The sequence below is a fragment of the Stackebrandtia sp. genome, assembly GCF_035643755.1.
GTDB lineage: Bacteria > Actinomycetota > Actinomycetes > Mycobacteriales > Micromonosporaceae > Stackebrandtia.
In genome coordinates this window covers 1-6,670 of record NZ_DASQPW010000311.1, presented here as the reverse complement: position 1 = coordinate 6,670, position 6,670 = coordinate 1, and the positions used below count along the sequence as shown (strand labels likewise).

General features: G+C 70.9%; 7 protein-coding genes. 1 reads left to right on the top strand and 6 read right to left on the bottom strand.

The window, feature by feature from the left end:
- From VE172_RS24485 to VE172_RS24475, 3 genes are all read right to left on the bottom strand, one after another.
- On the bottom strand, positions 1-715 hold a 715-nt coding region (locus VE172_RS24485; protein ID WP_324804635.1), incomplete at its 3' end, for an ABC transporter permease.
- Complete coding sequence (locus VE172_RS24480) at positions 712-1,680, bottom strand: ABC transporter permease (RefSeq protein WP_324804634.1); 969 nt, start codon at positions 1,678-1,680, stop codon at positions 712-714. The genes VE172_RS24485 and VE172_RS24480, both read right to left, overlap by 4 nt.
- Before the next feature lie 49 nt (positions 1,681-1,729).
- Positions 1,730-3,256, bottom strand: coding sequence for an ABC transporter substrate-binding protein (locus VE172_RS24475; RefSeq protein ID WP_324804633.1), 1,527 nt, complete (start codon positions 3,254-3,256; stop codon positions 1,730-1,732).
- A 166-nt stretch (positions 3,257-3,422) separates the two neighbouring features.
- Between VE172_RS24475 and VE172_RS24470 the strand changes: the two genes are divergently transcribed.
- On the top strand, positions 3,423-4,292 hold the full coding sequence (locus tag VE172_RS24470; protein WP_324804632.1) for a MurR/RpiR family transcriptional regulator: 870 nt from the start codon (positions 3,423-3,425) through the stop codon (positions 4,290-4,292).
- Positions 4,293-4,325: 33 nt separating this feature from the next.
- On the opposite strand, the gene VE172_RS24465 is transcribed toward VE172_RS24470, so the two are convergent.
- The 3 genes from VE172_RS24465 to VE172_RS24455 all read right to left on the bottom strand — a co-directional run bounded on the left by VE172_RS24465 (position 4,326) and on the right by VE172_RS24455 (position 6,403).
- The gene (locus VE172_RS24465) at positions 4,326-5,219 is read right to left on the bottom strand and encodes an NADP-dependent oxidoreductase (RefSeq protein WP_324804631.1); all 894 of its coding nucleotides are present in this window, start codon (positions 5,217-5,219) and stop codon (positions 4,326-4,328) included.
- Positions 5,220-5,255: 36 nt separating this feature from the next.
- Positions 5,256-5,903, bottom strand: coding sequence for a VOC family protein (locus tag VE172_RS24460; RefSeq protein ID WP_324804630.1), 648 nt, complete (start codon positions 5,901-5,903; stop codon positions 5,256-5,258).
- 65 nt (positions 5,904-5,968) lie between these two features.
- The gene (locus tag VE172_RS24455; protein ID WP_324804629.1) at positions 5,969-6,403 is read right to left on the bottom strand and encodes a dermokine domain-containing protein; all 435 of its coding nucleotides are present in this window, start codon (positions 6,401-6,403) and stop codon (positions 5,969-5,971) included.
- Positions 6,404-6,670: the final 267 nt, after the last annotated feature.

Sequence of the window (6,670 nt, the reverse complement as noted above, 5' to 3'; positions counted from 1 at the left end):
GCGGCGGCGTGCCCAGCCCCAGGAAGCTCAGCGCCGCCTCGGTCAGCACCGCCCACGACAGCGACAGCGTCACCTGGACGATGATGATCGAGGTGATGTTGGGCAGCACGTGGCGCAGCATGATCGACCAGCGGGGCTGGCCGGTGGCCACGGCGGCCTTGACGTACTCGATCTCGCGCAGCGACAGCACGGGGCCGCGCACCACCCGCACGAAGATCGGCACGTACACCACGGCGATGGCCACCGCGATGGTGAACCAGTTGCGGCTGAACACCGACGCCAGCGCCAGCGCCAGCAGCAGCGGCGGGAACGCGAACAGCACGTTGGTGACCGCGCCGATCGCGCCGTCGGACACGCCGCGATAGAACCCGGCGACCAGCCCGCCGAGGGTGCCCACCACGGTCGCGAAGACCACGGCGACCACCGCGATCAGCGCCGAATTCGCCACCCCCGCCGCGACCCGCGCGAAGATGTCGCGTCCGAACTGGTCGGTGCCCAGAAGGTGCGCCCCCGACGGCGGCAGCAGCCGCGACGGCGGGTCCTGGGCGACCGGGTCGTGGGGGATGAGGCCGGCGAACGCCGCCAGGCTGAGCAGCGCCAGCGCCACGATGATGACGAGGCCGATCCGTCCGCTGCGGCTGCGCATCAGGGCGCGCAACCGGTGCGGCGACGTGACGTCCGGCGTCGACAGTGCGGGTTGGGTCAGGTCACTCATGCGCGCACCCGGGGGTCGATGGCCCGATACAGCAGATCGGTGGCCAGGTTGACGAGGACGAAGGCCAGCGCGATGACCAGCACCGTGCTTTGCACCAGCGCGTACTCCTTTTGCTGGATCCCCAGCAGCACTTGGCGTCCGATGCCGGGGATCGAGAAGATCTGCTCGACCACCACCGCGCCGCCCAACAGGTAACCCAGTTGCAGCCCCGTCATGGTGACGATGGGGACCAGCGCGTTGCCCAGCACGTGCCGCACCTGGAGGCGCCGGGCACCGACGCCCTTGGCGCGGGCGGTGCGGATGAAGTCCAGCGAACGCACCTCGAGCACGGCGGTGCGGGTGGTGCGCATGATCGGCGCGGCGATCCCGAAACCCAGCACCAGCGCGGGAAGCAGCATCTGTTGCAGGTTGAGCAGCGGGTCGTCGAGGAGGGTCGCGAAGACCTCCCCGTTGGGGTTGAAGCCGACCGACGAGGCCAGCAGCGACAACAGCAGCGTCGCCAGCAGGAACGCCGGGATGGACAGCCCGGCCAGCCCCACGAACTGGCCGAGGCCGTCGCGCGCGGAGTCCGGTTTGGACGCCGACAGCATGCCCAGCGGCACGCCGATCAGCAGCCCCAGGACGATGGCCAGCACCGCCAGCTCGGCGGTGATCGGCAGCGCGTGCGCCGTCAGGTGCGCGACGCTGTCCTGGGCGCGGGCGGAGTAGCCGAGGTTGCCGGTGAAGACGTTTCCCAGCCACGAGAAGAACTGGGTGAACAGCGGCTTGTCGATCCCGTAGTAGGACTCCAGGTCGGCGCGCTGCGCGGGCGTGAGCGCGGCGGCCTCGGTGCCGAGCCCCGCGGTGATCTGGTCGCCGGGGATGGCCCGCAGCATGATGAAGATGAACACCGCGACGCCGAACAGGGTCAGCACCGCCTGCGCGATCCTCTGGATCACCCGATTGTGGACGATGGTGCGGATCATGTCGGTGAGCCGTTTCCTTTCCTCCGGTCGTGGGGCCGGACGCGTTGCCTCAGGTGACGGAGGTGGTGCGGAGGTATTGCAGCGAGCCGCTGGCCAGGGGGGTGAACCCCTTCACGTCGGCGGTGGTGGCGGTGTAGGTGTAGCCGGTGAACAGCCAGATCCACGCCGCGTTGTCCTCCAGTTCCTCGCCGACCTTCTTGTACACGGGCTGGCGGTCGGCGACGCCGGTGGCGGCCTTGCCCTGGGCGAACAGCTTGTCCAGCGCGGGGGAGCTGTACCCGGCGACCTTGTTGAGGTTGCCCTTGCTGGTGAAGTAGCGGCCGTACATGCCGTCGGGGTCCTCCCGGCCGCCGTTGAGCGCCACCGCGGCGTCGAAGTCCGCCGCCACCCACTTGTTGACGTAGGCGCCGGACTCCAGGACGTCGAGGTCGAGGTCGATGTGCGCGTCGGCCAGCTGCGACTTGAGGTTCTGCGCCTCGTCGACGGACGTGGAGTACTCGCCTTGGGACACAATGGTTTTCAGGGTGAGGCTCTTCAGCCCCGCCTTGTGGAGGTAGCGCGCGGACTTGGCGAGGTCGCGCTTCGGGCAGGGCCGGTCGTCGGGGTCGGACAGGTAGTGGGGCGCGGTGACCGGGCCGGTCACCTCGCCCTGGCCGAAGCCCGCGGTGTCGAGGACGTCTTCGCGGTCGACGGCGCACTGGATCGCCAGGCGGGTATTCACATTGGACAGTTTCTTGCGCGAGGCGTTGAGCTGCAGCGTGTGGTAGCTCAGCTGGGATGTCTTGTGCACCTTGAGGTCCAGGTCCTCGGCGGTCTGGCCGACCACGGGGTCGTCGAACACGGCGAACTGGACGTTGCCGGCCTGCATCGCCGACAGGATCGAGTCGTCGTCGGGGATCACCCGAAACTCCACGCTGTCCAGTTGGGGCCTCGGCCCCCAGTACGAGGCGTTGCGCTTCAACAGCAGCGTCTGGCTGGGTTTGCGGCTGTCGAAGGCGAAGGGCCCGGTGCCGTTGGGCCTGGCCGACAGCTTTTTCTCGGAGTCCTTCGACGACAGCATCGCCATGTTCACCGAGGCGAGGTTGGACGGCAGCGAGGCGTCCGGTCCGGACAGCGTCAGCTGGACGGTGTGGGCGTCGGGCGCCGTCACCTTCGTCACCGAGGCCAATGTGGACGCCGACACCGCCGCGGTCTTCGGGTCGCGAATCGCGTCCAGCGAGTGCTTCACGTCCGCGGCGTCGAAGCGGCTGCCGTCGGCGAAGGTCACGCCCTGGCGCAGCCGCAGCGTGAGGGTCTTGCCGCCGTGGGAGGTGTGCCAGGACTTGGCCAGGCCGGGCACCACCTTCAGGTCCTTGTCGAACTCGGTGAGGGTGCCGTAGATGTTCTGCAGCACGCCCACCGACTGGAACTGGGTCGCCTTCCAAGGGAACAGCTGATTCGCGTCCGTGGTGACGCCGATCACGAGTTTCCCGGGCCGGGCCGAGGACCCGGAGCAGCCCGCCAGCGCCAGTGCCGCGGCGGCGAGCGCCGCGACGACCGCGATGACGCGTCGACCGAATCGCGAACCTGGTGACATCGAACCTCGCTCCTCCAGTGGGTGCGGCGGCGGCCTCGCGTATCGCCGCACGTCAGGGACGGTACGCTCGGGCCGGGGCATAAAAGTACCTCAAACCTCGGAACCGTGTACTTTGTGTCCCATATCATGGCGAACGAGCCGACCCCTCGTCAAGAACGGAGCCACGGTGACCACCGACTCCCGCACGGTCCTGGTGCGGGTTCGCGCCGCGCTACCCGGCCTGCGGCCCTCCGAACGCCGCATCGCCGAGGCCCTGCTGGACAACCCCGCGGCCGCCGCCACCCGCACCGTCGCCGAGCTCGCCGCCGCCTGCCGCACCTCCACCACGACCGTCGTGCGCTTCTACCAGCGCATCGGCTACCGGCGCTTCAAGGACCTGCGCATCGACCTGACCCGCGAGTCCACCCGCGAGCAGCTCGAGACCGCCGGGCTGCCCGCCGCCTCCGGCGACATCGACCGCGACGACACGGTCGACGACATCATCGCGAAGGTGGCCGCCAACGAGACCCTCTCGATCGCCGACACCGCCGAGATCCTCGACCGCGACGCCCTGTCGCACGCCGTGGAAATGGTGTCGGCCGCCCGGCGGGTCGACGGCTTCGGCGTCGCCGCCGGCGCCCTGGTCGGCCTCGACCTCCAGCAGAAACTCAACCGGATCGGACGCACCGCGCTGTCGTGGCAGGACACCGACGCCGCCCTGTGCGCCGCGGCCACCATGGACGCCTCCTGTGTGGCCGTGGGCTTCTCGCACTCGGGCGGCACCGACGCCACAGTGGACTTCCTGACCCTGGCCGCGGCGGCGGGCGCCGGCACCATCGCCATCACCAACCACGACGACTCGGCCCTGGCCCGCGCCGCCGACATCGTCCTGACCACCGCCGCCCGCGAGACCCGGTTCCGTTCGGGCGCATTGGGAAGCCGCATCGCCCAGCTCATGGTGGTCGACTGCCTGTTCACCGGGGTGGCGCGGGCGTCCTACGACGCGTCGCTCGCCGCGCTGCGCAAGACCTACGCGGCGGTGCACCGCCGGCCGTGAGCGCCTGAAGGCGTTGCGGCACAACGGTCCTGGCTACTGGTCGTTGGTCAACACGATCTTGCCGCCGGATCCGCCGGCCTCGGCCAGCCGGTGCGCCTCGGCGGCTTCGGCCAGCCGAAACGTCCGCCCCACCCGGACCGTGTAGCGGCCCTCGGCCGCCAGTGCCGCCGCCCTGTCCAGCGCGTCGAAGGCACTGGGAACGGACGTCACGTGCACGTCGTGCTCGCCCGAGAAGTCGGCGATGGTGACGACCCGGTCCTTCGAACCGGTCAGGTTCAACAGCTGCGCCACCGAACCGTGGCCCGTGGTGTCGATGCCGGCGTCCACCCGGTCGGCCAGTTCCCCGACGCGCCGCTCCAACCCCGGACCGTAGGCGATCGGGCGGGCACCCAGCGAGCGCACAAAGTCCGCATTGGACGAGCCGCAGGTCCCGATGACGTCGGCGCCCGCGTCGACGGCGAACTGAACCGCCGCGCTGCCCACCGACCCCGAGGCGCCGTCGACCACGACCGTGTGCCCGCGCTCCACGCCCACCAGCCGCAGGCAGCGCAGCGCCGTCTCCGCCGCCAGCGCCGTCCCGCCCGCCCGCGGCCAGTCGAAGCCGGACGGCTTGGGCGCGTAGTGATCGAGGACGACGCACTGGGCGTAGGCGGCCGCGCCGAGCCCGAACACCGCGTCGCCGACGGCGGCGCGCGCGCCGCCGCCGACCTCGTCGACGACCCCCGCGGCCTCGCCACCGGGTATGTAGGGGAAGTCGGTCGTCGCGACTCCTCGCATCAGCCCCGACCTCACCTTCACGTCGTAGGGGTTGACCGCGGCCGCCCGCATCCGGATGCGCACCTGGCCCGGACCCGGGCGCGGGTCCGGGGCCTCGCGGTACCGCAGCACCGAGGCGTCGCCGTATTCGTCACAGCTGCTGGCGAACATGTTGCGTCCCTTCGTATCGATCGACGTGGCGCGGCATCAGTCGGAGCGGTTTCGCCAGGTGCACACGCATGCCTCGTTGCCCTCGGCATCGGCCAGCACCCAGAACGCGGGGGCCTCGGCGTCGCTGACGACGCGACCGCCCGCCTCCACGGCGGCCGCCACCCGGGCCTCGCCCTGGTCGTGCGGCACCCACACGTCACAGTGGATACGGTTGCGCTGCTCGCGCGGTGCGTCCATCTGCTGGAACCACACCGTGGGACCGATGCCGCGCGGGTCGACCACGTCGGACTTGTCGCCGTCGCGATAGGCCAGCACCGCCCGCCAGAACGGCCTCACCGCCGCGATGTCGAGCGCGTCGATGGCCAGCTCGGTGACCTGCGGGGCCGTCGAATCCACGGCGATGCCGCGCGCCTCGGCCGCCTCGGTGATCTGGCGCGCCAGGCGAACGTCGCGGGAGGTCAGCCCGCCGACGTCGTGGCTGTGGATGCTCACATTGACGCTGGGATAACGCAGCACGACATCGGGATGGTGATCGACGGCGTCGGCCAGCCGCGCGATCTCGGCGACGAAGGCGGCACCAGCGTTGAAGTCGCCGGTGTCGAAGGTGGCGTAGACGCTGTGCAGCAGCACCCGCCAGCCCGGAAGCTGCGGCTGGACGTCGGATGCGGGCAGTCGTTGGCTCATACCGCCCGACCCTAGCCAGTCGCGCCGACCTGTGGGCGTGGTCCCGCCCCTTCGACGTCTCCGAGTTATGTCGTGGCCGAGGGGGGTGGCGCGGGGGTGATGATGCCGGGCAGCGCCTCGTGGCGGATCTGGAGCTCCTCGCACACCGCTTCGTCGGGCTCGGCGGGCCGCCTGCCGAGGCGTTCCACATCGGACTTGATGTCGCGCTCCACGACCCACTCGGGACGTTGCCGGACGCGGGAGGCGCGGATCACGCCGCGGTTGACATCCTTGTCGGGCGAATAGACCCTGGGGGAACGCGTGATGCGCTCGGCGGTGGTTCGGGAACTGGCGCGCCGCCCCGCCACGCCGTCCTCGCCGATCAGCCGCCCCTTGGCGGGGGCGGGTCGATTCGTCGCGGTGCCGGGACGATTGCCGATCACGGGGCGCATGATGCTGTTGGGGGTGCGGCCCACCGTCGTGGGCGCCTGCCCGGAAACCCCTGGGCGGGAACCGATCACGGGCCTGACCGTCGGCCGTGGCGTCCCGAGGGGCGGGGACGTGCGAACGCCTGTCGGGGGCAGCGGCGCGACGGTAGGCGGCATCGCGATGAGATTCGGTGTCGGCAGCGGTGTCGGCGTCGGCGTGGCGGGCGTCGGCGGGATCGGTGCATGCGGCGTCGCGACCGCCGGCCCCTGAAGCGACGGCCCGCCAAGCGATCCCGAGTCCCTCATCGGCGGGGAGGCGTACGCCGCCGCGCCGTGCCCGCCGGTTTCCGATCCGCCCGA

Excerpts from the sequence above, each read along its gene's own strand:
- VE172_RS24475 (WP_324804633.1), bottom strand. The coding sequence starts at position 3,256 with ATGTCACCAGGTTCGCGATTCGGTCGACGCGTCATCGCGGTCGTCGCG.
- VE172_RS24480 (WP_324804634.1), bottom strand. The coding sequence starts at position 1,680 with ATGATCCGCACCATCGTCCACAATCGGGTGATCCAGAGGATCGCGCAG.
- VE172_RS24460 (WP_324804630.1), bottom strand. The coding sequence starts at position 5,903 with ATGAGCCAACGACTGCCCGCATCCGACGTCCAGCCGCAGCTTCCGGGC.
- VE172_RS24465 (WP_324804631.1), bottom strand. The coding sequence starts at position 5,219 with ATGTTCGCCAGCAGCTGTGACGAATACGGCGACGCCTCGGTGCTGCGG.